Annotated in this window: 23 protein-coding genes; 13 read left to right on the top strand and 10 right to left on the bottom strand. The window is 61.7% G+C overall.

Annotation, left to right across the window (positions count from 1 at the left end; genetic code table 11):
- The first annotated feature begins 130 nt into the window (after positions 1–130).
- From JJ889_RS15405 to JJ889_RS15380, 6 genes are all read left to right on the top strand, one after another.
- Positions 131–823: a hypothetical protein gene (locus JJ889_RS15405; RefSeq protein WP_291896660.1), complete on the top strand. Its 693-nt coding sequence runs from the start codon at positions 131–133 to the stop codon at positions 821–823.
- Between the two features lie 257 nt (positions 824–1,080).
- Positions 1,081–2,148, top strand: a complete 1,068-nt coding sequence (locus JJ889_RS15400) for a hypothetical protein (protein ID WP_291896659.1) — start codon at positions 1,081–1,083, stop codon at positions 2,146–2,148.
- On the top strand, positions 2,148–3,158 hold the full coding sequence (gene galK / locus JJ889_RS15395) for a galactokinase (RefSeq protein ID WP_291896657.1): 1,011 nt from the start codon (positions 2,148–2,150) through the stop codon (positions 3,156–3,158). Before JJ889_RS15400 ends, galK begins: the two co-directional genes overlap by 1 nt.
- A gap of 2 nt (positions 3,159–3,160) precedes the next feature.
- Positions 3,161–4,138 carry a UDP-glucose 4-epimerase GalE gene (galE, locus tag JJ889_RS15390; protein WP_291896655.1) on the top strand — a complete coding sequence of 326 codons (978 nt, stop codon included), beginning with the start codon at positions 3,161–3,163 and terminating at the stop codon, positions 4,136–4,138.
- Positions 4,135–6,192: an alpha-galactosidase gene (locus JJ889_RS15385; RefSeq protein WP_291896653.1), complete on the top strand. Its 2,058-nt coding sequence runs from the start codon at positions 4,135–4,137 to the stop codon at positions 6,190–6,192. Before galE ends, JJ889_RS15385 begins: the two co-directional genes overlap by 4 nt.
- Positions 6,192–8,132 (top strand): beta-galactosidase, encoded by a 1,941-nt coding sequence (locus JJ889_RS15380; protein WP_291896651.1) that lies wholly within the window; start codon positions 6,192–6,194, stop codon positions 8,130–8,132. The genes JJ889_RS15385 and JJ889_RS15380 overlap by 1 nt, the downstream gene beginning before the upstream one ends.
- Here JJ889_RS15380 and JJ889_RS15375 read toward each other — a convergent pair.
- Positions 8,129–9,571, bottom strand: a complete 1,443-nt coding sequence (locus JJ889_RS15375; protein ID WP_291896649.1) for an SLC5 family protein — start codon at positions 9,569–9,571, stop codon at positions 8,129–8,131. The genes JJ889_RS15380 and JJ889_RS15375 overlap by 4 nt on opposite strands.
- Positions 9,572–9,710: 139 nt before the next feature.
- The gene (locus tag JJ889_RS15370) at positions 9,711–10,100 is read right to left on the bottom strand and encodes an MAPEG family protein (protein ID WP_291896647.1); all 390 of its coding nucleotides are present in this window, start codon (positions 10,098–10,100) and stop codon (positions 9,711–9,713) included.
- Between the two features lie 109 nt (positions 10,101–10,209).
- Between JJ889_RS15370 and JJ889_RS15365 the strand changes: the two genes are divergently transcribed.
- Positions 10,210–11,193: a helix-turn-helix domain-containing protein gene (locus JJ889_RS15365; RefSeq protein ID WP_291896644.1), complete on the top strand. Its 984-nt coding sequence runs from the start codon at positions 10,210–10,212 to the stop codon at positions 11,191–11,193.
- A gap of 58 nt (positions 11,194–11,251) precedes the next feature.
- On the opposite strand, the gene glp is transcribed toward JJ889_RS15365, so the two are convergent.
- From glp to JJ889_RS15330, 7 genes are all read right to left on the bottom strand, one after another.
- Positions 11,252–12,445: a gephyrin-like molybdotransferase Glp gene (gene glp, locus JJ889_RS15360; RefSeq protein WP_291896643.1), complete on the bottom strand. Its 1,194-nt coding sequence runs from the start codon at positions 12,443–12,445 to the stop codon at positions 11,252–11,254.
- Positions 12,442–12,939 (bottom strand): cyclic pyranopterin monophosphate synthase MoaC, encoded by a 498-nt coding sequence (gene moaC / locus JJ889_RS15355; protein WP_291896640.1) that lies wholly within the window; start codon positions 12,937–12,939, stop codon positions 12,442–12,444. Before moaC ends, glp begins: the two co-directional genes overlap by 4 nt.
- A gap of 2 nt (positions 12,940–12,941) precedes the next feature.
- Positions 12,942–13,457, bottom strand: a complete 516-nt coding sequence (locus tag JJ889_RS15350; protein WP_291896638.1) for a molybdenum cofactor synthesis domain-containing protein — start codon at positions 13,455–13,457, stop codon at positions 12,942–12,944.
- Entirely contained in the window at positions 13,454–13,918 is a 465-nt protein-coding gene (locus JJ889_RS15345; protein WP_366940138.1) for a molybdenum cofactor biosynthesis protein MoaE, read from the bottom strand. Before JJ889_RS15345 ends, JJ889_RS15350 begins: the two co-directional genes overlap by 4 nt.
- A 7-nt stretch (positions 13,919–13,925) precedes the next feature.
- A complete protein-coding gene (locus JJ889_RS15340; protein WP_291896634.1) occupies positions 13,926–14,171 on the bottom strand; it encodes a MoaD/ThiS family protein in 246 nt (81 codons plus the stop codon).
- 143 nt (positions 14,172–14,314) lie between these two features.
- Positions 14,315–14,863, bottom strand: a complete 549-nt coding sequence (locus tag JJ889_RS15335) for a molybdenum cofactor guanylyltransferase (RefSeq protein ID WP_291896631.1) — start codon at positions 14,861–14,863, stop codon at positions 14,315–14,317.
- A 3-nt stretch (positions 14,864–14,866) separates the two neighbouring features.
- A complete protein-coding gene (locus JJ889_RS15330; RefSeq protein ID WP_291896628.1) occupies positions 14,867–16,399 on the bottom strand; it encodes a sodium/proline symporter in 1,533 nt (510 codons plus the stop codon).
- Between the two features lie 153 nt (positions 16,400–16,552).
- On the opposite strand from JJ889_RS15330, the gene JJ889_RS15325 reads away from it, so the two are divergent.
- Together JJ889_RS15325 and JJ889_RS15320 are read left to right on the top strand one after the other, a co-directional pair.
- Positions 16,553–17,338 (top strand): enoyl-CoA hydratase-related protein, encoded by a 786-nt coding sequence (locus tag JJ889_RS15325; RefSeq protein ID WP_291896625.1) that lies wholly within the window; start codon positions 16,553–16,555, stop codon positions 17,336–17,338.
- Positions 17,335–18,447 (top strand): CaiB/BaiF CoA-transferase family protein, encoded by a 1,113-nt coding sequence (locus JJ889_RS15320; RefSeq protein WP_291896622.1) that lies wholly within the window; start codon positions 17,335–17,337, stop codon positions 18,445–18,447. Before JJ889_RS15325 ends, JJ889_RS15320 begins: the two co-directional genes overlap by 4 nt.
- 70 nt (positions 18,448–18,517) lie before the next feature.
- On the opposite strand, the gene JJ889_RS15315 is transcribed toward JJ889_RS15320, so the two are convergent.
- Positions 18,518–20,182, bottom strand: coding sequence for an AbfB domain-containing protein (locus tag JJ889_RS15315; RefSeq protein WP_291896620.1), 1,665 nt, complete (start codon positions 20,180–20,182; stop codon positions 18,518–18,520).
- A gap of 273 nt (positions 20,183–20,455) precedes the next feature.
- Between JJ889_RS15315 and JJ889_RS15310 the strand changes: the two genes are divergently transcribed.
- From JJ889_RS15310 to JJ889_RS15295, 4 genes are all read left to right on the top strand, one after another.
- On the top strand, positions 20,456–21,493 hold the full coding sequence (locus JJ889_RS15310) for an SMP-30/gluconolactonase/LRE family protein (protein WP_291896617.1): 1,038 nt from the start codon (positions 20,456–20,458) through the stop codon (positions 21,491–21,493).
- 119 nt (positions 21,494–21,612) lie between these two features.
- On the top strand, positions 21,613–22,503 hold the full coding sequence (locus JJ889_RS15305; RefSeq protein ID WP_291896614.1) for a glycosyl hydrolase family 17 protein: 891 nt from the start codon (positions 21,613–21,615) through the stop codon (positions 22,501–22,503).
- Positions 22,503–23,456 carry a glycosyl hydrolase family 17 protein gene (locus JJ889_RS15300; RefSeq protein WP_291896611.1) on the top strand — a complete coding sequence of 318 codons (954 nt, stop codon included), beginning with the start codon at positions 22,503–22,505 and terminating at the stop codon, positions 23,454–23,456. Before JJ889_RS15305 ends, JJ889_RS15300 begins: the two co-directional genes overlap by 1 nt.
- A gap of 98 nt (positions 23,457–23,554) precedes the next feature.
- Complete coding sequence (locus JJ889_RS15295; protein ID WP_291896607.1) at positions 23,555–24,571, top strand: LacI family DNA-binding transcriptional regulator; 1,017 nt, start codon at positions 23,555–23,557, stop codon at positions 24,569–24,571.
- Positions 24,572–24,697: the final 126 nt, after the last annotated feature.

Raw genomic sequence — 24,697 nt, 5'->3', positions numbered from 1 at the left:
AGGCTTTTGCAAAATGCAAAAGAAATTGGATGTGCCATAGCCGGATTTCGACATAATTACACAATATCAGAGAGTTGTGGGAACGGTCTGGTGTTTGAAACGTCACAGGTAGATAGCGAGAGGACAGCCCATGCGTCACATCACCATCAGCCTTCCAGTCGTCCCGGTCATGAAGTGCGTGGTGCTTGTCTGGTGCGTTTTGCTGCTAGGAAACGCGGCCGCACTGGTGCTTGTTCACCGGCTCGACATTGGAGATGCGTGGGGCCTGGTCACCCTGTTTCACTTCGACCGCGAGCAGAATTTGCCCACCCTGTACTCGGTCTTGCTGCTTCTTGGCGGGTCGATGCTGGCATTCTTCCACGCCCGTAACGACGGATTGGTCGAGATTGACCGCTCCGGCTGGGTTTTGATAGCGGCGATACTTCTGTTTCTCGCGATTGATGAATTTGCATCAATTCATGAGCGGGTAGACGCGGCATTACACTATTACATCGAGTCTGGGTTTTTGCCGTACGCCGCGTGGCCGCTTCCCTATGCGGCTGCGGCTGCACTGGCTGGATGGAGGCTCCTACCTTGGCTTGTTCGTCAGAACAGGCGCTTGATTTTGGCACTGCTGGTCGCCGGTTCAGTGTATGTCTCCGGAGCAGCCGGCGTTGAACTCATCGCTGGTGAATATATCGCCACGATCGACCCTGATCGGTCCGGTGTGGTCGATCTCAAGCGGGATTTGCTCGCAACCGTGGAGGAATCACTCGAAATGATGGGTCTTATGCTCATGTTCTGGGCACTGGCCTGTTCGGCAAGCGACAATCGTGAGCATTGAGTCCTGTCAGTATTCGCCTGACACCCTCGCCACTCAGACCGGCAGGTCTGGTCTCTTTCCATGAACTGGCGGTTTCTTCCTCGCGTCTTCGGTGCTTGCGAAGTCGTGTCCGACGATTGAGCGGAACGAACACACTCCTGCACCCGCTCTCTGGGTTTCCAGTTTGGGGCCGGTGTTTCTTCGTTGATTTGAAGCTCGTAAAGCGCTCAAAATCCTGTCGGGTTGGATGGGGTAGTGAGTTGGATGGGGTAGTGAGAATGCAGACCAAGCTGCAGGGACGCGCGCGTCAGATTTATCGCCGCGATCACCAAAAAACCGACGGGCGCCAGCTCTGCCTTTACGGCTACACCCCCCACCAGGGCGAGCCCGGTCCCGAGTTCGAGGACGAGGTTTCCGCCCGGTCGGAGATGCGGTTTCATCCGTTGCGGCAGGAATGGACACTGTTCGCGCCACACCGCCAGGCCAGAACTTTCAAACCTTCAAAAGCCGCCAATCCGCTGGCGCCGGCAAGGCCCGGTGCGCCGATCACCGAGATCCCGTTCAGCGAATTTGAGCTCGCCGTATTCGGCAACCGATTTCCCAGCCTGCATCCTCTTGCGCCGCAACCCTCCGAGGCGAGCTGGTTGAGCCGGCCGGCCACGGGGCAGGCCGAGGTGATCGTGTTTTCGCCCGAGGATGAAGGCAGTCTTGCCACGCTTGGTCAGGATCGCCGCATCCTGTTGATCGAGGCCATCATCGACAGATACCGGCAACATTTCGACGCGGGTGCGGCCTATGTGTTGCCGTTCGAAAACCGCGGCGAGGCCGTGGGCGTGACGCTGCATCATCCGCATGGCCAGATCTATGCGTTCCCGGAGGTGCCGGGGCCGCAGGCACGCGCCGAGGCCGGGTTCGCTGGTGGGTATGATCTGGAGGCGGACCGGATGAGCTGGGGTGGGGCCTTCACCGTCGCGGACGCGGGCGGACTGACGGCGCATTGTCCGCCCTGGTCCCGCTTTCCCTATGAGGTCTGGATTTCCACGCGATCACGCGCGCCAGGTCCCTGGCTGTTCTCGGCGGAAGAGGTCGAGGGACTGGCCAGCCTGCTCGGAGATGTTGTGGCGCGTTACGACCGGCTCTTCGGTGAGCCGATGCCCTATATGATGAGTTTCCATGCCGCGCCTGCCGAGACCTGCGGCAGATACCAGTTCTCCGTCCAGTTCTACCCGCTGATGCGCTCGGCGGGGCGCCTGAAATACCTCGCGGGTGTCGAGCAATCGACGGGCGTCTTCACGGTCGACGTCGATCCCGAGGCCGCTGCCGCCGCCCTGAGAGAGGCCGTCTGATGGCGAAGAGCTGGACACCCGGGCGCGTCAATCTGATTGGCGAATGGGTCGATTTCAACGGTGGCTGGGTCCTGCCGGCCGCACTGCCCCTGGGTGTGGCGATTGAGGTCACGCAAATCGGCGGCACGCGCGATATTGTTGGATCCGCCCAGTTCGAGGGGCTGGCCGAAGCCGAGCTGGATGCCCGGGCGAGTGGTCACTGGGCCGATTATGTATTTGGCGCCTTGCAGTGCGCGCGCCGCAAAGGCTGGCTGAGGGGTGGGGCGCGGGCCGAGCTGTCCAGCGACATTCCTGCAGGCGCGGGCGTTTCATCCTCTGCTGCCGTGACCCTCGGCGTATTGCGTGCGCTGGCGCCGGCAGACACGGACGCCACTGAGCTGGCGGTCCTGGCCCGCGAGATCGAGAACCGCTTTATCGGCGTGCCGTGCGGCATCATGGACCAGATGGCCGTCGCCCATACCCGTCCGGGAGAAGCCCTGGCGCTGGATACCCGCACCCTGTCCCTCCAGACGATTGACCTGCCATCCGGGTGGCGGTTCGCAGTCCTGCACTCCGGTGTACAACGCAAACTGGCCGACGGGCGCTACAAGACGCGGCGAACGGCATGTCTGGAGGCCGCGGACCAGCTGGAGCAGGAATGGCTGTGTGATGCCACCGACCTGTCCGTGCTCGACCCGGAGCACCAGGCCATTGCCCGTCACGTCATCAGCGAGAACCGGCGTGCGCTTGAAGCGATCCGGGCCCTCGAGGCGGGAGAGGCCGAGACGTTCGGGCGTCTGATGACCGCTTCGCACATCTCGTTGCGCGATGATTTCGACGTCTCTAACCCCGAAATTGACCGGCTGGTGGCGGATTTTCTGGCGCATGGGGCACCGGGCGCACGCATCACCGGGGCCGGCTTTGGCGGCTGTATCGTGGTGCTCAAGCCGGCAGGCGTCGGGCAGGACTGGTTCCAGCCCGTGCTGGACAACCACCCGGCGGCCCGCCTGGTCTGCGAGATAGGGAGTTGAGCATGAAGATCCTGGTGCTGGGTGGGGCGGGCTATATCGGCTCCCATGTCTGCAAGGCGATTGCCGCCCGGGGCGATACCCCCGTCGTCTTCGACAACCTGTCCGCCGGGCATCGGGATTTCGTGCGCTGGGGACCGCTCGTCGAGGGCGATATCCGTGATGGTGATGCGCTGGACCACACCTTTGCCACCCATCAGCCGGATGCCGTGATGCATTTTGCCGCCTCCATCGAGGTCGGTATTGGCGAGCGCGAACCCCTGGCCTTCTGGGACAACAATCTTGCCGGCTCGCTCAGCGTCTTAGCCGCCATGCAGCGTCATGGTTGCGAGGTGATTGTCTTCTCATCAACCTGCGCCGTCTATGGCCAGCCGGAGATTGTCCCCATAACCGAGGCCGAGAGCCGCAAGCCCGGCAATGTGTACGGCCGTACCAAGCTCGCAGTGGAAACGGCGCTGGACGATCTCAGCCACACCGGGGTCCTGCGGTATGCGGCACTGCGCTATTTCAATGCTGCGGGAGCCAGCCCGAGCGCGGAAATCGGCGAGAAGCACGACCCTGAAACCCATCTCATCCCAAACGCCCTGAAGGCCGCAGCGGGTTTGTTGCCGGAATTTACCTTGTTTGGGGATGACTATGCGACCCCGGACGGTACGTGTGTGCGCGATTTCATCCATGTCGATGATCTGGCGACCGGTCACCTGGCGGCCGTCGACCGCCTCCTCTCCGGCGCGGAGAGCTTTGCCTGTAACCTGGGTACGGGCGAGGGCATTTCCGTCAAGCAGGTGATTGACGCCGTCGAGAAGGTGACGGGTCTTCCCGTTCCGCTGAATCTGCACCCCCGTCGTGAAGGGGATGCGGCCATCCTCTCGTCCAATACACAGCGCGCCCGCGACCTGCTGGCTTTCAATCCGGAACGTTCCGATATCGAAACGATCGTCGCCGATGCCTGGCGTTTCCATCGCAAGGACTGGTCCCTGTGAGCGCGCGCATCCTCGGCGACACGCTGTCCTTGATCATTGATCAGGGCGAGGACGGGCTTGCCCATCTGACCTGGTTCGGTCCGCAGGCGGAGGAGGAGATGGCAGCTGCACCGGGCTTCCAGTGCCTGCCTGCCAGTCCGGATATAGCGGTGGGGCCGGCGCTCCTGCCCGAACACGGGCGGGGTTTTCATGGCATCAGCCAGGTGGAAGGTCATTGCACAGCAACGCACCGCCGGATCCGCCTGGGCCAGCCCGAACTGATTGAACAGGACGGGCAGATCCTTCTGACGGCGGAGGACGCAGCCCTCGGCCTGACGGTCCGAACGCGGCTCCGTTTTGATGGCGATGTCCTGGTTCAGGAAGGCTCGGTCAGCAATACGGGGGCGCACACCCTGTCCCTGCAGCGCGCTGCGAGCCTGCTGCTTCCGGCGCCGGACTGGGCGAGCGAGGTGCGCACACATGCCGGAGCCTGGGGGCGTGAGGGTCATCCGGTCACGCATCGCTGGACGGCGGGGCGGATCGAGCAATCGGGGCGCAGCGGGCGTCCCGGATTTGATGGTGGGCCCACGCTCAGCCTGACCGAGACGAATGCCGGTGTTGCGCACGGGCGCTGGCTGACCGTGCATCTGGCCTGGAGCGGTCCGTTCCGGCTGGCCGCAGAACGGGCGACTGATGGCAGCGGGCAGGTTCTCGCCGAACGCCTGTTCCTGCCCGGAGAGGCGTGTTTGCGCAGCGGCGAGACGCTGGATCTGCCTGCCGCGCTGATGACCCGGTCCGGCGCCGGGTCTAACGGGATCAGTACGCGCCTGCACGCGCGCCAGAGACGACAGGGCCGATCGCTGCGGCGGCCGGTGCATTTCAACACCTGGGAAGCGCGCTATTTCAGTGTCGCAGAAGCCGATTGCATCGGCCTGGTCAAGGGCGCTGCGGCGCTTGGGGCCGAGCGCTTCGTGCTGGATGATGGCTGGTTCAAGGGGCGGCGCAATGACCAGACCAGCCTCGGTGACTGGACTGTCGATGCGGACCTCTTTCCCGACGGGCTGACCCCGCTGATCAAGGCCGTGCATGCCGGGGGCATGGAGTTTGGCCTGTGGCTGGAACCGGAAATGGTCAGCCCGGACAGTGATCTTTATCGCGCGCATCCTGATTGGGTGCTGGGATGGCCGGAGACGGATCTGGCAACCGGGCGCAACCAGCTGGTCCTGGACCTGGCGCTGGAACCGGTTCGCGAGCACCTGTTCACGGTCATCTCGGACCTTCTGGATCGTTATGCCATCTCCTATCTCAAATGGGACTGTAATCGTGATCTCTATCCGGCAACCCGGGACGGCGTCGTGCGCGCCGGGGCCCAGACCGAAGGGCTCTACAGGCTGCTGGACCGCTTGCGCGCGCGCTATCCGGTCGAGATCGAGAGTTGCGCAAGTGGTGGCGGGCGAATTGATGCCGGGATCGCGGCACGAACCGACCGGTTCTGGACCAGCGATGCGACGGATGCGATCGACCGGCTGAACATCCAGCGCGCCGCCGGCCTGGTCATGCCGCACGAACGCCTGGGCACCCATGTGGGACCCAGCCCGAACCCGATGACCGGGCGACAGGTATCCATGGCGTTTCGGGTGCTGGCCGCCCTGTTCGGACATTTCGGTATCGAAGCGGATCCCGAGAAGGTCTCGGAGGATGACAGGCGCGTGCTCATCCGCGGAATCGAGATCTACAAACAGCATCGCGACTGGATGCATGCGGGGGACTTGCTGAACCTGTCCGAACCGGACACGGACCCGGATGTCCAGCTGGTCCGCTCGGATGATGGTCGTCAGGCCCTGCTGCGGGTGATGCGGGTCGGGACGCCGATGCGCCCGTTGCAATCCCGATTACGTCTCGCCGGGCTGGACCCGGCGGCTCGATATAGCCTCAGCGAAATCGCGCTGGACGGCACACCGATCCACTGGCAGCTGGGGGCGTTCTCCGGCGCAGGTTTGATGAATGAGGGGCTCAATCTGGATCCGGGCCGAGCGCTGACCGGGCGTTTGATACACATTGAAAGGACAGGCTGATGCGTCTGGGTGTTTGTTATTATCCCGAACACTGGCCGGAAAGCCGGTGGGCCGAGGATGCGCAACAGATGGCCGGGCTGGGCCTCTCGCTTATCCGCATCGGCGAGTTTGCCTGGTCGCGTTTCGAGCCGGAACCGGGCCAATATGACTGGGCCTGGTTTGACCGCGCGATCGACATGCTGGCCGCGGCCGGTCTGAAGGTCATCCTGGGAACGCCCACGGCAACACCACCCAAATGGCTGGTGGATCGCGATCCGGACATGTTTGCGGTGGATGCGCAGGGCCAGGTTCGCGGTTTCGGCTCGCGTCGCCATTACTGTTTTTCCAGTGAGACCTATCGCGCCGAGTGCCGCCGTATCGTCACGGCCATGGGCGAACGCTATGGCGAGCACCCCGCCGTGGCGATGTGGCAGACGGATAATGAATACGGTTGTCACGACACGATCGAGAGCTATTCCGGAAATGCGCGCCGGGCGTTCCGGCGTTGGCTCGCGCGGCGTTATGGCGACGTTGCCGCTTTGAATGCGGCCTGGGGCACGGTCTTCTGGAGCCAGGAATACAGGTCCTTCGACGAGGTCGATCCACCGGTTGGGACGGTTACGGAGCCCAACCCGTCGCACGTCGTGGACTTCCAGCGCTTCAGTTCCGACCAGGTGCGCAGTTTCAATGACGAACAGGTCGAGATCCTGCGACGGCTGAGCCCTGGACGCGAGATCACCCACAACTTCATGGGCGGGTTTACGGCCTTTGACCACCATGCCGTGGGCTCGGACATCGATGTGGCGACCTGGGACAGCTATCCGCTGGGTTTCCTCGATATCTCGCCCTTCTCCGACGCCGAGAAACAGCGGTATCTGCGCCAGGGTCATCCCGACTTCCAGGCGTTTCACCACGATCTCTATCGCGGCTGTTCGCGCAAATGGGGCGTGATGGAGCAGCAACCGGGGCCTGTGAACTGGGCGCCCAATAATCCGGCACCGCTGGACGGCATGGTCCGCCTGTGGAGCCTCGAGGCGCTGGCTCATGGCGCGGACCTGGTCAGCTGGTTCCGCTGGCGACAATGTCCGTTTGCCCAGGAGCAGATGCATGCCGGGCTGTTGCGTGTCGATGCGGAACCGGCTCCCGCCTTTGCCGAGGCCGCCGAGGTCGCGCGGGATGTGACACTGATTTCCGACGAGACAACACGCCAGGCGCCGGTTGCGCTGGTCTGGTCCTATGACGGGCAGTGGATCCACCAGGCGCAGCCGCAGGGGCAGGGGCTCGACCTGCTACGCCAAGCGTTCGAGACCTATACGGTCCTGCGTCGCCTGGGGCTGGATGTGGATATCGTTTCTCCGCAGAGCGACCTGTCCGGCTACGCGCTCGTTGTGCTGCCGGGACTGCCGCATGTTGAACACGCTCTGCTGGATCAGCTTAAATCCTGTTCCGGGCAGGTCCTGATGCTGTGTCGCAGCGGGTCGAAGACTCAGAGCTTCCAGTTGCCTGCCAATCTGGCCCCGGGGCCATTGCAGGATCTGATGGCGTTGAAAATTACCCGGGTTGAAAGCCTGCGTGCGGGGATCAAAGAGCGTGTTGATCTCGACGGTCAGGCACATGGCGTGCAGCGCTGGCGCGAAGCCGTCGAGACGGCATTGCCGGTCCGGGCGTGTTATGCCGACGGCGCACCGTTCTGGATCCAGGAAAGCCGTTTCTCCTATCTGGCCGGATGGCCGGAGGACGAGCTCCTCGGATGGGTGCTGGCGGATCTTTGCCGGGAGGCGGGTATCACCATCATGCCGGTGCACGAGGATGTGCGCCTGCGATCGCTGGGCGGATTGCGTTTTGCCTTCAACTACGGCCCGGAGCCGGTCAGCCTGCAGGGCACGGCGCCCGAAGGCGCCGAATATGTGCTCGGCGCTAGCGAGCTTGCGCCTGCAGGCGTGGCGGCCTGGCGCATCTAGCGCGGCAGGCCGACAAACTCCTCGCGATTGCCCAGCACGACCCGGTTGAAGATCAGCGCGATACTGATCGAGCAGACCAGGGTGATCAGCATCAGGTGGATGTAGTGCAACGGTGTCCAGGCAAAGGTGAAGATCGCATAGAGTGCGGTCCCCGACAGGACGCCCGTCATCGCGGCACCGGCACCGACATTGCGGAAGACCAGTCCGACGATGAAGGCGGACAGGATAGGCATCGACAAAAGGCCGAACAATTGCTGGACCAGGTTGATGATGCTTTCCGCGCTTTGATAGATCGGGACGAGCGCGATGGAACTGCCGACAAAGACCAGCGTGATGATCATGTTCATCCGGCCGACATTGGGTGTGGAGTCGAAATAGGTCTCGTGGATATCCAGCACGTAGAGTGTGGTTGAGGAATTGAGCACCGAGTTGAAGCTCGTCAGCACCGCTGCCGCGATCATGGCGGCAAACGCGCCGGACAGCCAGGGCGGCAGGACGGCAGCAACGATCTGGCCGTAGGCGGCATCCCCGACATCACCGAACAGCTTGAAGGCGACGATACCGGGGATGACGACGATCGCCGGAACGATGAGCAGGCGGATGCCCGCCGCTGCGATGACGCCTTTCTGGGCTTCCTTCAGGCTCTTGGCTGCCATGGCCCGCTGGGTGATGGTCTGGTTGGTGCTCCAGTAGAAGATCTGGATGAAAATCATGCCCGTCAGCAGGGTGTGCCACGGGATCGGCGAGTCATTGTCACCGATCAGGGTGAGGCGCTCGGCGGGAATGCCGGACAGGTCGAAATCGATTGCCTTGAGGGCCAGCACCACGACCAGCACCGCAACGCCAAGCACACCAACACCGGAAATGGCATCGGAAACGGCGACGGCACGCAGACCGCCGAAAATGGCATAGGCCGAACCGATCAACGCGAGCGGAATGGCAAAGGCCAGGATCGGCCAGTCCACGCCGAACATGGATTTCAGGAACAGCGACCCCGTATAGAGCATGACCGGCAGGAAGACGATGACATTGCCTGCAAGGAACAGCAAGGCGATCAAGGCCCGGATGTTCTTGTCGTTATAGCGCTGTCCCAGCAGCTCGGTCGTCGTCCGGCAATTGTTCTTGTAGTAAATCGGCAGGAAGACAAAGGCGAGAATGACCAGGCCGGCGACGGCGGCAAGCTCCCACCAGGCCAGCAGCAGCATCTGGTTGCCATTCATCCCGACCAGCTGGTCGGTCGACAGGTTCGTCAGCGTGATCGAGCCGGCGACCAGGATCCAGCCGAGGCTGCGGCCGGCGAGAAAGTACTCGCTTTCATCGTCGGCGCCTGTAGTTTTTTTCATGGCGGACACGCGCCACCAGGTCAGCGCACCAATGGCCAAGGTCAGAACCAGGAAAATGCCGATCTGCAACGGATTCAGCGCAAGATTTTCTGTCATCATGATCTCCCCGGAGGACACGGTGGAGAATTTCGCCCGGTGATACAAGGGAGTGGTCGTAAGTGCCGTGCCCGGACGTTTGGTTTCCGCTGGCGCGGGTTGCTTTGTCTCTCTCGTTTGACAGCACCGGATTGGATGATCAGAGCAACTGTGAGGCGATTATGAGCGTTCCGATTACGCCGCCGAGATAGGCGACTGTGCGGACGATCGGGACCCCGAGCATGTACACAATGGCGTAGATGAAGCGGCAGGCGAGAAAGGTCAGCGCCCCTGCGGCCGTGATTTCATTTGAGACGTCGGCGAGGTGGGCGGCGATGACAACCGCACCAAAGAAAACGATATTGTCCACGGTATTGCCGTAGGCGCGCACGACACGTCCACCCCAGCCGGTGAGCGGCGTGAGGTCTTCTCGATTACCCAGCATGGCCTTGAAGCCCCATTGCTGGCGCATGGCCCGGAACAGCGGCACGCTCGACAGGAATAGCGCCAGAGCGCAGACCATCAGCAAAGTCCATAATTCAATTGTCATGTTCGGCCTTTCAACGGTGAATGTGGGCAGAATGATTGGCCAATCGGGACGCACTGGATATAGTCGGATTTGACATAAAATAGTTCATATCCGTCAATCTGGGGCTCGAATGTCGATCAAGATAGGGATTGTCGCGCTCGAAGGGTGTGTCGCACTTTCAGTGCATGGCCCGGCTGACCTTTTCAGCACGGCCAACAAGGTCATTCGGCAACTGGGTCTGGCGGCGGAGCAATATGAGACGCGGATCATTTCCCCGGCCAAAGGCAATGTTGTTTCCTCCAGCGGGCATGAACTGGTGGGAGAAACCCGACCTTTGACCCGCGGCGAGTTCGATGTCCTCCTGCTGCCTGGAATAGGCGCCGACAGTACGGAGGAGCTGGACGCTGCATTGAGCGCGCACAAGGGTATTGAGGGCCAACTGCAAGCATTTGCGCAGTCGGGGGGCACGATTGCCGCTGCGTGCACAGGTACGTTCATCCTGGCACAGGCTGGTCTCCTGGACGGAAGGAGCGCAACGACCACTTGGTGGATGGCAGATCATTTTCGATCAGAGTTTCCACGCGTTCAGCTTGCAGACGATGACCTTCTGGTTGACGAGGGCAAATTGATCACCTCGGCGGCCGGCGCGTCATCTCTCGACTTGGCGCTGCATCTTATCGGGCGCTACTCCGGACCGAATGTCGCCCGGCTTTGCGCCAAATACCTCGTCGTGGATGGCGGCCGGAAATCCCAACGTCTATATGCCGTGCCGACGCACTCCAGGACGCGAGACCCGATGATCGAGAAAGCGGATCGCTGGATCCGGTCGCGCAAGGGGGTTGATGTCAGCGTCGACGAACTGGCGGGGTATCTGGGCGTTGGTACGCGTACGATGCTACGCAAGTTCCGAGCGGTCACAGGCCTCACACCCCAGGCCTATATTCAGGGCGTCTGTATCGACCTGGCGAAGCCGTTATTGGAAGATGCGGATGCCTCCATTGCCCAAATCGCCGCTCTGGTTGGATTTTCCGACGAGAATGCCTTCCGCAAGGCATTTGCGCGCAGAACCGGACTCTCGCCGACCCAGTATCGAAAGCAGTTCAAATGGGGTTGAAACGGCGCTCCGCTCGCAAGTCACATATCCGCTACGAGTACCCCGGTGAGGCGCAAAATCAGGCCTGTCGACCTTCCAGTACCAGAATGTCCACGGCTCCGCCGGGATGGACGGCCGGACCGTTTATGGGACGGCGGATCAGACAGCTGGCCCGAACCAGCGCCGACAACGCCGAAGAGTCCTGGTTGCGCAGCGGTTCCACACTGCCGTCCTGATTTAATTGTCCGCGCAGATAGGTTTCCCGGTGATCGTTCTCCGGCAAGTCGACGGCACAGCGCGCTGGGATGAAAACCGGGCTTTTGTGTTCGCCATTCAGTCGGGCCAGGGCGGGCTGAAGCAGCAGGCGTGAGACGACGAGCGCGGAGACCGGATTGCCCGGGAGGCCAAGAACCGGCAGGCCCCTGATCTCGCCAAACCAGGTCGGCTTGCCCGGCTTCAGGGCGATTTTCTCGAAATCCAGCGCGCCCCCTTCTTCTGCGAAGACGCGCCGCAAATGGTCATGATCGCCCACGGATGCTCCGCCGATGGTGACGAGCAGGTCCAGGCCTTTCGCGTCTTCGAAATGATCATGAACACTCTGCGGGTTGTCGCGGGCGATGCCCAGATAGACAGGCTCGCATCCACTAGCGCTGACAAGGGCGGCGAGGCCCTTTGAGACCGAATTGACGATCTGGTCCGGCCCGGTGGTTTCGCCAGGTTCGACCAGCTCATCGCCGGTGGAAAGGATGCCGATTCTCGGCTGGCGATGGACGTCCAGCGAGACCCGTCCGGCACCGACGGCCAGCGCGATCATGTCGGCATTAACCTTCAGGCCCGCGGGAACCAATGTGTCGCCGTCAAAAAAATCAATCCCGGCCTTGCGGATATTGGCGTGCGGACGTGCGGCTTCGTGCAGGGTGAGCTGATCACCCTCACGCTCGGTTTTCTCCTGGATCACGACCTGGTCAGCCCCGGCCGGAACCGGCGCTCCGGTCGAGATGCGTGCGGCGGTGCCCGGAGCAATCGCGCGGCCGAGCGAATGACCGGCCGCGGACTCCCCTTGCAAGGTGAGTGTATTGGTCTCTCCGGTCATGTCCCGGGAGCGCACGGCATAACCATCCATCGCTGAGGCATCAAAGGGAGGTTGTGTTCGCGCGGCCACTACCGGTTTTGCGAGCACACGCCCGAGGCTTTCAGCATAGGGCAGGGAGATGATGGTGGTTGGCTTCAGCGCATCGAGAATACGTTCGCGAGCCTGGTCGACCGGGATCATTCAGCGACCTCGTCGCGTTTGAAATCCCCGGACTTGCCGCCGGTCTTCTCGACCAGCTGGACCTGGGAAATCGTCATCGACTTGTCCAGCGCCTTGGCCATGTCATAGAGGGTAAGCGCTGCAACGGATGCTGCCGTCAGCGCCTCCATCTCGACACCTGTCTTGCCGTCGGTGCGAACCTGGGCGCGGACCTCAAAAGCCGTTTCGCCCTCCACAGGCTCAATGCTTACACGGGCCTTCGTCAGCGGGAGGGGATGGCAGAGCGGGATCAGGTCGGATGTGCGCTTGGCGGCCATGATGCCGGCCAGTTCAGCTGTTTGCAGCGCGTCACCCTTGGGGCCCTGACCCTCGCGTATGGCCTGGAAGGCGCAGGGCGCCATGCTGATCCGCGCGCGGGCGATGGCCGTGCGCGTGGTCACTGCCTTGTCGCCGACATCGACCATGCGAATACGGCCATCACTGTCCTGGTGTGTCAGGCCGGAATTGGAAGACATGATCAGCGCTCCGTCAGGCGAGGGATGAGTTCGACCAGATTGCAGGGTCTGTGCGCCTCGTCAAACTCGGCCTTGAGCACATGGTTCCAGGCATCCTTGCAGCCGCCCATCGACCCTGGAATGGCAAAGAGATAGGTGCCGCCCGCAATGCCTGCGGTGGCGCGAGACTGGATGGTCGAGACGCCGACCGACTGGAAACTCACCTGGTGGAAGACGGCGCTGAAACCCTCCATCTCCTTGTCGTAGAGTGGTTTGAAGGCTTCCGGCGTGACATCACGACCGGTAAGGCCGGTGCCGCCCGTGGCGATGATGGCGTGGATGGTCTTGTCCGCAATCCAGGCCCGCAGCTGGGCCTGGATGAGTCCGATCTCGTCATGGACGATGGCGTGGTCAATGACGGCGTGGCCTTCCGCCATGATCTGCTCGCGCAGCCAGGGGCCGGTCCTGTCGGTCTTGGTGTCGCGCGTATCCGAGACGGTCATGACGGCGAAGCCGACCTGGTCGGGGATCTGGTTCATGCGGACATTTCCTCTTTCTCGTGGAGCCAGCGGGCAGCGGCCTGGTCGTCCTCGCCACGGGCCTCGACCCAGTGTTCGCCGTTGGCGTCATATTCCTTTTTCCAGAACGGAGCCTGGGTCTTCAGAACATCGATCATGAAACTCACCGCGTCCAACGCTGCGCGTCGATGTGGGGCGGTGGCGCCGACGAAGACGATTTCCTCGCCGATCTCCATGCGGCCAACACGGTGGATGATCGTCGCCTGGCGCAGATCCCATCGTTCTGCAGCGTGTTGGGCAATGCGCAGGAGCGCTTTCTCGGTCACGCCGGGATAGTGTTCCAGTTCAAGCGCGATCAGGCCTTTGCCGCCGCGCACCTGGCCGGAAAAACTGGCAACAGCGCCACAATCGCTCTCGGTGCCGCTCATCGCGTTGAGCAATTGCCCGGCGTCGAACCGCTCGCTCTGGACCTGAACCCGGATGCCCATTTCAACCTCCCGAGAAAGGCGGGCAGAAGGCGACGACATCGCCGGCCTTGAGTGCATGCTTGCGGGATACAATCTCGTCATTGACGATGATGCGGGTGGACGGGTGTTCCAGCACATTTGCCCGGCTGTCGCGTTCGATGAGCCAGGCGATCAATTCCGTCCCTGTTGTGGCCGGTGTGTCGACGGCTTCCTCAGCGGTGCCCATGCGTTCGCGCAGGGCGGCGAAATATCTGACGGTGAGCGACATGATCAGCCTCCTGTATGCGCCATGGTACGCGATATGGTCGCGTCCGGTCGTGCTGTTAAATCAAATGTATGTGCTTCGGACTTGAATGCCATGACCTGATCTGCGGCATCAATGCCGCGAAGTGTCTTGCCGTCACCGGTCGTTCAGCGCTGGTCGGACAAGGCAGCGAAATCTTCGGGTGTGTTCACATTGCGCAACCGGGCTTCGCGTCTTTCATCCAGCGGGAGCCACGACACTCCCATGCCGGCGATCAGTTTGCGAACTGACCAGACATCCTCGCGAACATCGGCATTCGCAGTCGCAGGGAGGAAAAGCGGCAGGGGGTGGTTCGCCCATGCACAGGGCTTGTTCATCGTTGCATTTGCCAGTGGGGCCAGATCCTCGGCCCTGACCAGGGGCATGTCGACCGGTATGGCCAGTAAGCCCCGGGCGTCATCGGGAAGTTGATCAAGCGCATCAAGCAGGGCGTGGGCCGGGCCGGCTTGTTGACGGCTGTCGGCAAAACCGTTGGCGCGATCCGGTCGGCCGCTGACCAGTACCGGATCGCATCCAGCCGCGCGCAGCGTGCTTTCGGCGTGTTCCAGCAGGGGGCGACCCTTCCAGACCAGACCGGCCTTGTCTTCGCCCATGCGGGCGGATTGACCTCCGGCCAGCACGACGCCGACCAGGCGGGACTTAAGGGCGCGGGTCATGCTTCATGTTTCCGTCTCGACCCGGTGCGAGCGCAGGAAGAGCAGTGCCATGGGAGCCAGCCAGGGCACAAAACGCTCGAAGGGGTCCCCCGGAATGCTCGCCAGGAACGCCAGAAAACCGGCCAGCCCCCTGCCGTCCGAGCCGACCTGGCCGAAAGCGTAGAACAGGACGGTTGTGCCAAAGCCCAGGATGATGGCGGTGAAAATGGCAAGACCATCCGGTTCCCGTCCCATGACTCGGATCAGAACGACCGGGCCGAAGGCGGCGCCCAGGGCTGACCAGGCGAACAGGACACGGTCGAAAATGGTTGCATCCAGGGTCAGGGTGAGGATGACGGCCAGCACACCGATCGAGACCATGACGATGCGCCCCACAAGAACTTCCCGCCCTGGCCAGCGCCTGGCCAGGCGCATGTCGTGCGCTGCTGCCGCAGACGCGGAGAGCAGGATGGAATCGACGGTCGACATCACCGCAGACAGGACAGAGGCGATGACGATGCCCGCGAGCGCGGGGGGCAGATAGTCCGTCGCAACGCGATAGAAAAGCGCTTCACCATTGCCGATGGTCTCGAACAGCGCTCGGCCGGACAGGGCGAGCGTGATCATGCCTGCATAGACCAGCACGGCCCAGCTCATGGCGACGATGAAGCCCTGGCGTCGCGCCTTGTCATCCTTCAGCGCCATCAGACGGGACATGAGATGCGGCTGACCGAATGTGCCCAGGCCAACGCTGGCGACCCCGATGATGAAGCCGAACACGACCAGCCCGGCGCGCCCTCCAGCCCAGTCCAGATACTCAGGCGGTGCAGACGCAGCGAGAGTTGACCAGACTTCGGCGGGACCACCGGCAGCTGTCAGCGCCACGATCGGCAGGATCACCGCGATCAGGGCCATGATGAACCCCTGCAGCGTATCGGTGATGGAGACGGCCCAGAAACCGCCCAGCAATCCGTAGAACAACACCACGGCAGCACCGATCAGAACGCTTTCCAGCCGCGGCAGGTCGAATTGCGACTCAAAGGCCACGGCGGCCGCACCGAACTGTGCGGCGATGTAGAAGACAAAACAGAACAGGATCAGCACTGCGGAGAGCACGGCAACTGGCAATTTCCAGCCCGTGCGCACGCGTGTGATCATGAAATCGGTCAGTGTGACATGACCTTCGCGCGCGGTTTCATCGCGCAGGCGGGGTCCGAAATAGAGCCACATCACGACATACCCCGCCCACACGCCAGGAACCATCCACAACGCGGAGAGGCCCACGGCATAGACAAAGCCGGAAAATCCCAGAAGCACCCAGGCCGACGAGGTCGAGGCTGCGTATGACAAGCCGGCGACCCAGGGCCCCAGCCCCTGGCCGGCCAGGAAAAAATCGCCCTCGGTCTTGTTCAGGCGCGAAGCCCAGACCCCGATTCCGATCAGGACAAACTTGTAGACGACCAGCGTGGTCAGAATGACGGCATTTTCGCCCATGGCTCGCTCAATCTTTTCGTCAACATTGGCCGGACGGTCGGTCATCGGCAGAGCGTTGAACATACGGGCTTCTCGCGCGGGCGCCAGCCTTGCGTCGCTCATTGAGGCGAGCGCTGCGGGCTCATCGCGCTGATGAATGGGTATGCCGATTGAATTGACGCGGGTATTCAGTGCCGGGTTGGCCTTTCGCAAACCTGACCGGGACGGACCCGAGCCATGACTGAAGAGATCTATGTGAACCGTAACGGCGTGATCGCCGAGCTGGTGCTGAACCGTCCGGCCAAGCGCAATGCCATTACCAGCGCCATGTGGACCGCCATTCCCGAATTGCTCGCACCGCTGGCCGATGATGTCGGGGTCAAGCTGGTGGTCGTGCGTGGCGAGGGCGGGAGTTTTGCGGCGGGCGCGGATATCGGCGAGTTCGAGGAGGTCTACGCGACCCGCGAGCGCGCCGAACAGTATTCCCGATCGATCGGCCTGGCGCTCGACAGTCTCGCCGCCTTTCCCAAGCCGACGATTGCCCGGATCGAGGGTGCTTGCGTGGGCGGCGGCTGTGGTGTGGCGCTGTCCTGTGATCTGCGTTTCGCGGCGGAAGGCAGTCGTTTTGCCATCACCCCGGCCAAGCTGGGCCTGACCTATACGCTCAATGACACCAAGCGGCTGATCGATGCGGTGGGGGTGTCGAATGCCAAGGATATTCTCTATTCCGGTCGTCTGCTGGACGCCGAGGAAGCTTACCGGATTGGCCTCATCAATCGCCGGGTGGCGGCGAAGGATCTCGATGCAACAATCGCGACCTATGCCGAGGGCCTGGCTGCCACGTCCTCACACTCCGCGCGCATGACCAAGAAAATCGTCTCGCTGATCCGCTCCGGCGTGGATGCCGACACAGATGAGACACGCCAGATCTTCCTGGATGCTTTCCAGGGCGAAGATTTCCAGGAGGGCTATCGCGCCTTCCTCGAGAAGCGCAAGCCAAATTTCCCCGGAGGTGAAGGATGAGCCATCCGGCCCCTCTCGATGGTATTCGTGTGGTTGAACTGGCGCGCATCCTGGCTGGTCCGTGGATTGGTCAGACGCTGGCCGATCTCGGCGCGGAGGTGATCAAGGTCGAAAGCCCTGCGGGCGACGATACGCGTCGCTGGGGGCCGCCCTGGATCGAAGAGGGGGACGGTTCCCGTTCCGCGGCTTATTTCCATGCCTGCAATCGTGGCAAGCGATCTGTGGCGATCGATTTCTCGACGGATGAGGGGCGGGCGGAGCTGCTCGAACTGATCGCGTCCGCCGATGTGCTGATCGAGAATTTCAAGGTCGGAGGACTGGAGAAATACGGGCTCGACTATGCCAGCCTGTCGGCACGGTTTCCCCGCCTGATCTATTGTTCCGTGACAGGGTTTGGTCAGACCGGCCCCTTTGCCCATCGCGCCGGTTATGACGTCATGATTCAGGCCATGAGCGGGATCATGGACCTGACCGGATCTCCCGACGGGCCACCGCAGAAAATGGGTGTGGCCTTTGCCGATATCTTCACCGGTCTTTACGGCGTGATCGGGATTCAGGCGGCGCTCGCCCAGCGTGAAAAGACCGGGCTGGGCCAACATATCGACATGGCCTTGTTCGACAGCATGGTCGGTGTGTTGGGCAACCAGGCGATGAACTATCTGGCGACGGGTGACGCGCCACGCCGGATGGGAAATGCCCATCCCAATATCGTGCCCTACCAGGATTTTCCGGCATCGGACGGTCATCTGATTATCGCCTGCGGGAATGACAGCCAGTTCGAGCGCCTGTGCACCTTGCTGCAGCTGGGAGACGACCTTCTGGGTCGGCATCGCACCAATGCCGAGCGCGTTGCCAACCGCGATGTCCTGGTGTCCAGGATCGCCGAGGCGACGTCGAAGCGAACGCGTGAAGATCTGCTTGCGGGCCTGGAGGCTGCGGGCATTCCGGCGGGGCCGATCAACACGCTTGCCGAAGCGCTGGCGACGGACCAAGCAAAGGCCCGCGGGCTGGTAAACACTGCGGGGGGGGTGCCGGGCCTGCGTTCTCCCATCCGTATGCAGCGCTGGGACACGGGGCAGACTGGCCGTGCGCCGAAAAAGGCTGACTGACCGCCAGCTCATTTGCCGCGTCACCGCCCCAACCGGAATGAACCGGCGGGGCGATTGAGTTTCAGACTGGCTATTGCCTCACGTTCCAGGATGCGTCCTGGGCGAACAGTTCGCTCCCGTCGGACGCATCGATCCACAGCTGGGCATTGCGATGCCGAATAAAATGGCCGGGGAAGTTGGCGGATTCGAAGGAAACCGTGCCATCGCCGGCCAAGCCAGGGCGGATGTAGAATGTTGCGTCGGCCGCGAACAGCTCAGTGCCGTCATTGGCGTTTATCCTGATGCGGTAACCGGCATGCCGCAGATAATGGTTGTCCTCACCGATGAACGCGATGCTGACGGCGTTTTCCGCGCCATTCAGGGCTGGAACGATCTGTAGTCTGGATTGCTCGTCAGCAAGCGGCGTTGAATTCTGGACCATGTCGGCGAGACCGGAAACGCGGCGCATGAACCAGCCAGGAAAGTTGACGGCCTCGAGGACCACCGGATCGACCGGGCTGGCCGGAGGTGTCGCTTCTCCTTGAGGGTTCCCCGAGCGATAGAGCTCGCGCCCATCGGGGGCTGTTATGGACACGCACAAAACAGGCGCGTCGAATTCTTCCTGCCCACCACAATTCCAGCCAGAGATGCTCAAGGCGGTGGCATTGTAATTGTAGATGTCGTCTTGCATCTCCCAGAAACCTAGAGCCTCACTCGCGCCGTCATGGGTATGAAGCGCGCAGATGATGAGGCCCTCTTCCTCGTAACTGGCCGCAAAAAAGTACTCACTCTGGGGTGTGTAGGGAAAGATGTGGAAGGGGCCGTACTTGCCGCAGTAGAAGGGGCGCGCATACCAGCCTCGATCTCCGCTTTCATCACGGGAGATGAGATACACCGCGTCCTCGAACGCGTTGCGAAGCCCGAGAACCTTGGTTGGGCCGGCGTCGTGAGCCCAGAACTCGGAAATCATGTTCGGATCATATTGTTCACAATCGGCCTCGCAATTTCTGCCGACGTCCAGCCCACTGACCGGGAAGGTGCGTCCGTCGGGATAGTGGATCCTCACCTGACCTTCGTCGACAGAGACCCCGCATTGCACGGTTCTGGCATTGATGGGTGCGATTGCCGCGAGGGCCGTTGCAGTGTCGTTACAGGCATCTTGCACCGTCGATGCAGGCTCGGCCCTGGGTTCTGCCTCCGCAGGGTTCAGCCAGCGTTCGACCGGAAGGTCTTCCAGGCTGGCGAACTCACCTTGAGGTTCAACCCAGTCCTGGGTCTGGGTCATGGTTTCGAAATCCAGCCGGCAGAAAAGGTACTGATCTGCGTGAGAATAGCCGATGCCGGCATAGCGGTCGTCGTCGGAGAAGCCGTAGACATGTTGCAGGCCATGTTCGCCGCAATTGATTGCGGATTGGCGCCAGCCTCCACTCATTGAGTTACGCCCGAACATAACGCCTGAAGTGCCGTCCAATGACGCTGTGACGATGATGTTGTCAGCGCGCCGACCCACCCAGAGCGTTCCGGCGTCGCGGGAGCCCGATGGTCGCCAAGGCTGAACCGCGGAGCCGATCACGGTTTCAGAGCCGTCATTCTGCACCAGATAGGTGGATTCACTGTCCATTCTGACACCACACACCGTGTATGGCGTGCCGGTGACCTCGATTTGCGCTGTGGCAGAGCAGTCGAATTGGGCGTTGCTCGTAACGCTCGGCTGGGCGATCAGCGCCAGACCGGCACCGACTAGAAGATCCAACATGATTTTCCCCCGGAAACATGAAACTTATTCCAGTATTGCAGTGAAGGAAATTCACGCAAGACCCTGACGGCAGTGTGTTTCCATGGGTCGCGCGGAAACAGTGGGATCGACGGAAAGGGCCGGTGAATGTGAGCGTTCGCCTGGCTTTTTCCTCGCCGGCCGCACGCTTTGGAAGCGGACCAGCATTCGCTGTGTGCCGCGTCGCCGTAGGCGCAGGCTGCGATTGACCGCCATCACGACAGGTGTGCAGAGTACGGCAGAGGGGCGAATATCATGAAATCACGTCGCGAAGTGCTCTGGGGGCTGGGGTCGGCCACGCTTGTCACAGTGTCGGGCTGCCAACAGACCCGCTTGCCAGATGTCATCGAAATTCATGACCCTGCGGCCCGGGCACTTTTTGATGTCACGCAGGGCCTGCAACAGCTTGCGGAGGGATTTGTCTGGAGTGAAGGGCCCAGCTGGGACCGTGAGCGCCATTGTCTCTACTTCACCGACGTGCCTTCCAATAAGGCGTTCCGGTGGTCCGCCGCCTCAGGTCTGGAAGTTTTTCTGGATCCGTCCGGAGTTGACCCGGAGCAGGCGCTGGGCATGCGCGAGGCAGGGGCGAATGGTTTATGGTTCGGCGACGACGGGTGGCTGTATCTCTGCAATCACGGCGTCCGTGCCGTGCAGCGCATGAGGCCTGATACGCAAGTTCGCGAGACCCTCGTTGAAAGCTTCGGCGGACAGCGTTTCAACAGTCCGAACGATCTGGTGCGTGCCAGTGATGGAAGTCTGTATTTCACGGACCCGCCCTACGGACTTGAGGGGCTGGATGCCTCGCCGTTGAAGGAAATGGACGTCAATGGTGTCTATCGTCTGGCGCCTGATGGGCAATGTGAGCGCCATTTCGACCAATTGAGTTTCCCCAACGGTATTGCTCTTTCACCGGATGAGCGGTGGCTGTACGTCGCGCAATCCGACCCGTCGGCACCTTACATCTTCCGCGCAGAATTGTTGGCGGATGGCACGACCGGCCCGCTGGAACTCTGGTATGACAGCAGCGAGTTTCTGGCGGCCGGCGACCCGGGACTTCCTGATGGCATGTGTGTGAGTACAGACGGCACGATCTTCGCTACCGGGCCGGGCGGTGTTCTTGTTCTTTCTCCTGCAGGTGTCCTTCTGGCACGGATACGCACAGGGCGTGCGACGGCCAATTGTGCCTTTGGCGGCGAGAACGGAGATGTGCTCTTCATGACGGCGCATGATCGTTTGCTGCAACTCCGCACGAATGCGGTCGGAGTGCAGTGTCAGGCGGGTGCCTTGCCTTAGTCGTCAGAACTTCTGACCCCATCTTGCAGCACTCGGAGGCGATCTTTCTTGAAAAATGTCCATCGTTGTCATAATGGCATGGCAGCGGCGAAAGCCACGGTTTCGAGATGGGGAAAGTGATGTCCAATCCGTATAATCGCAAACTTGCTCTGGCGGGCGTTGACCCCGCAGACATTGGTGAAGCCGGCATGGCTGCCCGCATCGAGGCGATGCTGGCCGAGGGGCTGCACGGTCTGGCTTTCAGCCCTTATGTGGATGGCCAGGACAATCTGTGTGATGTGTCGCCGGAACAGATCCGGGCGCGGATGTCGATGCTGGCTCCCCATACCAACTGGGTGCGCACCTTCTCCTGCACGCGCGGCAATGAGGCGGCTCCCGTCGTCGCCAGCGAGCTGGGTCTCAAATCCATGGTCGGTGTGTGGATTGATGATGATGTCGAGCACAATGAACTGGAACTGGCCAAGGGTATCGAGCTGGCACGCCAGGGACATGCGGGCATTCTGGCGATCGGCAACGAGGTTTTGCTTCGTGAAGAGCTGACTGAAGATCAGCTGATTGCCTATATCGAGCGCGCCAAGGCCGAGGTCGATGTTCCTGTTGGATATGTTGACGCCTATTTCCTGTTCGAAAATCACCCGCGCGTCGCCGCGGCTTGCGATGTGGTGCTGGTCAATTGCTATCCGTTCTGGGAGGGCTATCCGATCGAGCACGCCCACATCTACATGCACGAGATGTATCGACGGGCCCAGCGGGTTGCCGAGGGCAAGAAGGTCATTATCGCCGAGACCGGTTGGCCGAATATCGGTACGCGTGACCGCGGTGCCGTCCCGTCCCGCATCAATGCGATGAAATATTTCATCGATGCGGTGGAATGGACACGAGAGGAGAACATCGACCTGTTCTATTTCGCGGGATTTGATGAAGCCTGGAAGGTTGCCAAAGAGGGCGATGTCGGCGCCTACTGGGGGCTGTGGGACAAGGACGGCAAGCCGAAATACTGCAGTATGTGATGTTTGGGATTCTCTCTTCCGACCGGCGCCGGTTTGCGCCGCCGCATGCAAATGCGATCTGCTATTCCGGCTATCGGGAGGGGCAAAGTCCACCGTCCGGCGTTTTCCCGAGCTATGACCAGATCCGCGAGGATCTGCTGATCCTCGTGCAGCACTGGCGCTATCTGCGGGTTTATGACTGCACGCAGCACGCCGAGACGGTGCTCAAGGTCATCCGCGACGAAGGTCTGCCGCTCCAGGTCATGCTCGGCATGGGACTGGGGGCGGAAGTCAGCAACCCCGGCTGCCCGTGGGGCGGAGTCTATGATGACGCGGTGCTGGCGGCCAATCGGCGTGCCAATGACGAGGAACTCGCCCGCATGGCTGCGCTCTCACGCCGCTACCGCAGGGAAGTTATGGCTGTTTCGATCGGCAATGAGGCCAGTGTGGACTGGAATGACCATATGGTCCCCGTCGAGCGGCTGATCGAATTTGCCAAACAGCTGGGCCGCAAAGCCCGGCACCCGGTGACATTCTGCGAGAACTACGTGCCCTGGACGGACAAGCTGCGTCCTCTCGCAGCGCATCTGGACCTGCTCGGCGTGCACACTTATCCGGTCTGGGAATACAAGGATATCGAAGAGGCACTCGCCTACACCCAGGAGAATTACTATGCGGTGAAGGGGCGTTACCCGGACAAGCCGGTGGTGATTACCGAGGCCGGATGGACCACGCGCTCGAACGGTCGCGGAATCGACCCGGGCAATGCCAACGAGGATTTGCAGCGAATCTATTACGAGCAGCTGATGAACTGGACCAATTCCGAGGGCATCCTGACCTTTGTTTTCGAGGCATTTGATGAACCCTGGAAAGGGTCTTCTGATCCGGATGAGCCCGAGAAGCACTGGGGTTTATTCCGGCTGGACAGGCGCCCCAAGCCGGTGATGGCCCAATTGTTCCGCGACCGGCTGTAGGTGCGTCCGGCGGTCAGCTTGCCAAACGGCAACGGTTCTGGTCTGCAGGACTGTGATCGGATCGGGAGAACGGGCCGCATCGGCTCGTGGAGGGTTTCATGTCGAATATCTTCGATGTTGCGAAAAGGGCCGGCGTTTCGGTCAAGACCGTGTCCCGGGTCATGAATGATGCGGAGAAAGTCCGCAAAACGACGCGTGAGCGCGTCGAGCAGGCCATGCAGGAGCTGGACTACAATCCAAGCCATGCGGCGCGGGAATTGCGGTCGGCCCGGTCACGTTCCATCGGCATGTTGTTTGGTGATCCGAGCAGTGGATTCCAGAGCCGGTTTCATCATTCCGCGCTGAAAGCCTGTGACGAGGCTGGCTATTTTCTGGCCGGGGGGTTGTTCGACGAGGAGGCTGCGGACTGGGACCGGCAGCTCAGCGCATTTCTCTCGCGCACGCGCGTCCGCAACATGATTCTGGTCCCGCCCCTCAGCGGCGCTTCGGCCCTGCACGAACGCCTGGTTGAGCGCGGCGTTTCATTTGTCCTCGTGTCTCCGGCCAGGTCATCCAAAACGATCCCGGCGGTGCGCATGGATGACTACGCGGCCGCTCATGAGGTGACGCGGCATTTGCTGGACCTGGGCCACCGTCGCATCGGCCATATTGCAGGGGCTCCGGATCACGTGTCCTCGACACTTCGCGAGGAGGGCTTCGTCGCTGCCCTGCAGGAACACGGGCAGGCAGAGATCCGTTCCGACTGGATTCGATGTGGCATGTTCACCTTCGAACATGCACTGAAGGCGGCAGAAGACCTGCTCGATACCGCTGATCGGCCAACCGCCATATTCGCATCCAATGATGAGATGGCTGCAGCCGTCTACTTCACCGCCAGCCGCCTCGGCTTGCAAGTGCCCCAGGACTTGTCGGTGGTCGGGTTTGATGATGTCGCCATTGCCCGCACGATCTGGCCAACTCTGACGACCATTGCCCAGCCCTATGAAGCGATGAGCAAGGCCGCGGTCAACTACCTGGCCGCTCGCGATGCAGACAGTGATGCCGAGCCGGCCGCGAAGGTCATAACGCTCGACTACGAGTTCATCCTGCGCAAATCGACGGCGGCGCCGCGCTGAATTCCGGCACCTCTCGCCCTCTTCCTTTTTGCAGATGCAAAATGACAAGGTTGGACATTTTTGTTGACAGGCCTTGTCTGCGCAGGGATTACTGGGGGAAATTCGCACCGAAAACGGGCGGCGGAA

This window comes from Maricaulis sp. (assembly GCF_017643475.1).
Taxonomy (GTDB): Bacteria; Pseudomonadota; Alphaproteobacteria; order Caulobacterales; family Maricaulaceae; genus Maricaulis.
This window is presented reverse-complemented; position numbering and strand designations above follow the sequence as displayed.

Excerpts from the sequence above, each read along its gene's own strand:
- JJ889_RS15405 (WP_291896660.1), top strand. The coding sequence starts at position 131 with ATGCGTCACATCACCATCAGCCTTCCAGTCGTCCCGGTCATGAAGTGC.
- JJ889_RS15310 (WP_291896617.1), top strand. The coding sequence starts at position 20,456 with ATGAAATCACGTCGCGAAGTGCTCTGGGGGCTGGGGTCGGCCACGCTT.
- JJ889_RS15300 (WP_291896611.1), top strand. The coding sequence starts at position 22,503 with ATGTTTGGGATTCTCTCTTCCGACCGGCGCCGGTTTGCGCCGCCGCAT.
- JJ889_RS15325 (WP_291896625.1), top strand. The coding sequence starts at position 16,553 with ATGACTGAAGAGATCTATGTGAACCGTAACGGCGTGATCGCCGAGCTG.
- JJ889_RS15335 (WP_291896631.1), bottom strand. The coding sequence starts at position 14,863 with ATGACCCGCGCCCTTAAGTCCCGCCTGGTCGGCGTCGTGCTGGCCGGA.
- JJ889_RS15350 (WP_291896638.1), bottom strand. The coding sequence starts at position 13,457 with ATGAACCAGATCCCCGACCAGGTCGGCTTCGCCGTCATGACCGTCTCG.
- JJ889_RS15370 (WP_291896647.1), bottom strand. The coding sequence starts at position 10,100 with ATGACAATTGAATTATGGACTTTGCTGATGGTCTGCGCTCTGGCGCTA.
- moaC (WP_291896640.1), bottom strand. The coding sequence starts at position 12,939 with ATGTCTTCCAATTCCGGCCTGACACACCAGGACAGTGATGGCCGTATT.
- JJ889_RS15320 (WP_291896622.1), top strand. The coding sequence starts at position 17,335 with ATGAGCCATCCGGCCCCTCTCGATGGTATTCGTGTGGTTGAACTGGCG.
- JJ889_RS15375 (WP_291896649.1), bottom strand. The coding sequence starts at position 9,571 with ATGACAGAAAATCTTGCGCTGAATCCGTTGCAGATCGGCATTTTCCTG.
- galK (WP_291896657.1), top strand. The coding sequence starts at position 2,148 with ATGGCGAAGAGCTGGACACCCGGGCGCGTCAATCTGATTGGCGAATGG.
- JJ889_RS15380 (WP_291896651.1), top strand. The coding sequence starts at position 6,192 with ATGCGTCTGGGTGTTTGTTATTATCCCGAACACTGGCCGGAAAGCCGG.
- JJ889_RS15340 (WP_291896634.1), bottom strand. The coding sequence starts at position 14,171 with ATGTCGCTCACCGTCAGATATTTCGCCGCCCTGCGCGAACGCATGGGC.
- JJ889_RS15400 (WP_291896659.1), top strand. The coding sequence starts at position 1,081 with ATGCAGACCAAGCTGCAGGGACGCGCGCGTCAGATTTATCGCCGCGAT.
- JJ889_RS15295 (WP_291896607.1), top strand. The coding sequence starts at position 23,555 with ATGTCGAATATCTTCGATGTTGCGAAAAGGGCCGGCGTTTCGGTCAAG.
- JJ889_RS15305 (WP_291896614.1), top strand. The coding sequence starts at position 21,613 with ATGTCCAATCCGTATAATCGCAAACTTGCTCTGGCGGGCGTTGACCCC.
- JJ889_RS15365 (WP_291896644.1), top strand. The coding sequence starts at position 10,210 with ATGTCGATCAAGATAGGGATTGTCGCGCTCGAAGGGTGTGTCGCACTT.
- JJ889_RS15330 (WP_291896628.1), bottom strand. The coding sequence starts at position 16,399 with ATGTTCAACGCTCTGCCGATGACCGACCGTCCGGCCAATGTTGACGAA.
- glp (WP_291896643.1), bottom strand. The coding sequence starts at position 12,445 with ATGATCCCGGTCGACCAGGCTCGCGAACGTATTCTCGATGCGCTGAAG.
- JJ889_RS15315 (WP_291896620.1), bottom strand. The coding sequence starts at position 20,182 with ATGTTGGATCTTCTAGTCGGTGCCGGTCTGGCGCTGATCGCCCAGCCG.
- galE (WP_291896655.1), top strand. The coding sequence starts at position 3,161 with ATGAAGATCCTGGTGCTGGGTGGGGCGGGCTATATCGGCTCCCATGTC.